4 protein-coding genes are annotated in these 2,216 nt (G+C 34.9%); all 4 read left to right on the top strand.

What is annotated here, in order from left to right; translation table 11 throughout:
* Positions 1-16 precede the first annotated feature (16 nt).
* Positions 17-148: a hypothetical protein gene (locus tag AC3DU7_RS31770; protein ID WP_488043215.1), complete on the top strand. Its 132-nt coding sequence runs from the start codon at positions 17-19 to the stop codon at positions 146-148.
* 227 nt (positions 149-375) lie between these two features.
* Positions 376-1,080: a hypothetical protein gene (locus AC3DU7_RS31775; protein WP_488043216.1), complete on the top strand. Its 705-nt coding sequence runs from the start codon at positions 376-378 to the stop codon at positions 1,078-1,080.
* Between the two features lie 128 nt (positions 1,081-1,208).
* Positions 1,209-1,484 carry a glutaredoxin family protein gene (locus AC3DU7_RS31780; RefSeq protein ID WP_488043217.1) on the top strand — a complete coding sequence of 92 codons (276 nt, stop codon included), beginning with the start codon at positions 1,209-1,211 and terminating at the stop codon, positions 1,482-1,484.
* A gap of 157 nt (positions 1,485-1,641) precedes the next feature.
* The coding region (locus AC3DU7_RS31785) for a Mur ligase family protein (protein WP_488043218.1) at positions 1,642-2,216 on the top strand (575 nt) is incomplete at its 3' end.

Genomic DNA, 2,216 nt, shown 5'->3' on the forward strand with positions numbered 1-2,216 from the left:
TGGGTAAGAATAGCTTATGCAAAATGGGAAAGTTACAGGAAAGTTAGCTTATAATATTGGAGTAAAATATATAGGAGGGAACAGACAACAAGGAATAGGCAACAGTGAGAAAAACTTTTCTCTATCTTACGGTTCATCATCAATATAAGTCCTAACTAACCCATTCTTTGCTATACCTTTCAATATATGGTAATTCATATATTAATATTTTTTAACTCTTGGAACAATATGAAATAATATTAATTCATGAAAATTATCTATATTAAAAAAAAGTGAAATAGTATAGTTAATTAACTATGTTTGAGATGATTTATGTTCCATAAGAAAAAAAATACTTATGAAATTTGTAATTAAATTATATTCACAAGAATTATTATGAGTCAAAAACTAAATCTGGTGTTATTTTTATTGGCATTAATAGTAATAGCACCTTTGCATTTACCAAGAGTAATAGCGCAAACTATTCAAGTACAAAATAATTCTAATAAGAATTGGGAAAAAGCTTTTGAAGATATATTTAATCAATCAGATGAAGACCCACCAGTAGATATTAAAGATGGTACTACTAGAGGTGGTAGTTTATGTTTAGTTTCTCCTGGTCTAATAGAGGTAGAAGGAAAAATTTGGAATACTCGTCCTCTATTTATTTGGCAAGGACAATTAAACAGAATTGAGGTTAGTTCCTCTAATAGCTATCAGGTTTTGTGGACTTTTGACATTCAAGATGATGAAGAAATAGTTGATTATACTGGGGAAGAATTAGAACCTGGTGATACTTATCGTTGGAGAGTATTTGATAGTACAGATTCTATTTCTGGTATGCAACAAATAACTTTTAGAATTATGGATATGGAAGAACATGAAGCTATTAATCAAGATTTAGTCAAACTCAATCAAGATTTAAATAAACAAGAAGCTACAGAAGAAGCGATCGCTTTTGCTAGAGTTAAATTTTTCGCTGAACGTGATTTATGGTCTGACGCTTTATCAGAAGTATTTAAAGTTAAGGAACCTTCTATGGAATTGCAGGATTTTCGTAGCAATATTTTGCAGCGTCTCTGTCAAGGGGAGCAAAATTAAATCCATTGAAGAAGTAGGAAGAGGGAAAAATCTTGTGTTGTCTGAGTTTAAAGCTTTCTTCACTACTCCCAACTATATAATAAGTATTCAAGCAAATTTGATATAAATCAAAGAATTAAATCTAAACTATGAACCTTATTTTATACAGTAAACCAGGTTGCCATCTTTGCGAAGGACTCCAAGAAAAACTCGAAGAAATACTGAAAGACCCTGAAAGCCCCTGTAAATTCGACTTAGAGATTAGAGACATTACCACCCAGGATGATTGGTTTGCGGCTTATCAATATGAAGTGCCTGTACTTTCTGTCTGTGAGGCGGATAATACAACTGAACAATTCATACCACGTCCCTCTCCCAGAATGTCAGTAAGAAAATTGCAGCAAATGTTACAAAAATATTTATAAATTTGTGATACGGATAACCAAAAAATCCTGCTGGTCATTTCAGTTATCAGTTATCAGTAACCGCTCAATAATCCGGGGTAAAAAAGGGGAGGCTTTAAACCACAATTTTTCGGTAAAAAGTCCTAAATTTTAGCAAAAAACTATAGGAGTTCCTAACATGAAATTGAGAGAATTATTAGCAAAAGTTCCCAGTATTTCCCTTGCCAATAATCATCCTGCATTAGAGACAGAAATCACAGGTTTAGCCACAAATTCCCATGCTTGCCAGACAGGAGATTTATTTTTAGGAATGCCAGGTACTCGTGTTGATGGAGGAGAATTTTGGGAAAGCGCGATCGCTAATGGTGCAGTGGCAGCTCTAGTATCTCAACAAGCAGCTCAAAAACATGAGGCCAAAAATGAATGTGTTATCCCAGTTGCTGACATGACTCAAACTTGTCCGGAAGTTGCTACAGCATTCTATGGCTATCCAGGGCAAAAAATGAAGATGGTAGGTATTACTGGCACCAACGGCAAAACAACCACGACTCACTTAGTAGAATTTCTCCTCAATAACGCTCAACTACCAACTGCTTTATTCGGAACTCTCTACTCTCGTTGGCCTGGTTTTGAGGAAACTGCAGCTTACACCACGCCTTTTCCAGTGGAATTGCAAAAACAACTGGCGCAAGCAGTAGCAGCAGGTAGCAAATATGGAGTTATGGAAGTTAGCTCCCACTCTCTACATCAAAA

Source organism: Okeania sp. (assembly GCF_983059655.1).